The following is a 907-nucleotide window of genomic DNA, read 5'->3' on the forward strand; positions in this document are numbered from 1 at the left end:
CGGCCGGTCCCGCGGAGCCCGCCGCGGGACCCGGCGAGGTGGTCGTGGGCGTGCAGGGCGACCGGCCGTGCGACGTCGTGCTCGCCTTCGCCTTCCGGCACGCGGCGGCCGCCGGCGTCCCGCTGCGGGTGTTGGAGAGCCGCGACACCTTCCACGGGCCGTACACCACCGAGGCCCCGGTGGACCAGCGGGAGATCGGGGAGTCGCTGGCGGCCGCCGAGCAGGTACGGCTCCAGGACGCGCTGTCGCGCTGGCAGGACAAGTTCCCCGGGGTCCGCACCGAGGTGGAGGTGTGTGCCTGGAGCCCGAGCCGGCTGCTCGTGGAGGCCTCCCGCACCGCCTCGCTGGTCGTGCTCGGACGGCGCACGCCTTCCCACCCGCCGGCCGGGCCCCGGCTGGGCGCGGTCGCCCAGTCGGTGCTCCACCACGCCCACGGCCCGGTCGCCGTCGTGCCGCACGCCTGACCCGGCCGCCCCGCCCCCGGGCCCCGGACGCGCTCGGACGCACCCCCGAGGAACGGGTGCGCAGCCTGGTCGGCGTGCTGGACGGCTCCGTCACCTGCCACGGCTTCCACAGGTACGTCAACGTCCTCGACCGGGACACCCTGCCGGACGCCACGGACCACCCGGAGAAGTACCGCAGCTCACCATCCGGGTCAGCGACTGCGCGGTCGACCTCGTCCGGCTCTGAGCCACGCCGGATAGGTCGCTCCGGGCGGGAGTCAGCGCCGTACCGGCGGCTGCTCGGCAAGCCCGTAGGCGCGCAGCTGGTACGGGAGCGCGGGCGGCCGTCGCCACTGGAGGTCGAGGCCGCAGGCGCCGAGGACGGCGCCGAAGGCGTGGCGCATCGCGTCCTGGACGGCGGTGCGGGCGTGCGCGGCCCGCTCGGCGGCGGGGGTGTCCCCGCC

The 907-nt window shown here is 77.2% G+C and carries 2 protein-coding genes and 1 pseudogene; 2 read left to right on the plus strand and 1 reads right to left on the minus strand.

Annotated features, from left to right (window positions below; genetic code table 11):
- Both KS423_RS46325 and KS423_RS48330 read left to right on the plus strand, forming a co-directional pair.
- The coding region (locus KS423_RS46325) for a universal stress protein (RefSeq protein WP_224285638.1) at positions 1-464 on the plus strand (464 nt) is incomplete at its 5' end.
- Between the two features lie 74 nt (positions 465-538).
- A pseudogene (locus KS423_RS48330) lies at positions 539-583 on the plus strand (hypothetical protein); the annotation flags it as partial.
- Positions 584-721: 138 nt separating this feature from the next.
- Here KS423_RS48330 and KS423_RS46335 read toward each other — a convergent pair.
- Positions 722-907 (minus strand): hypothetical protein (locus tag KS423_RS46335; RefSeq protein WP_224285639.1); only part of this gene is annotated, 186 nt, incomplete at its 5' end.

The organism is Streptomyces sp. LS1784 (assembly GCF_020103755.1).
Taxonomy (GTDB): Bacteria; Actinomycetota; Actinomycetes; order Streptomycetales; family Streptomycetaceae; genus Kitasatospora.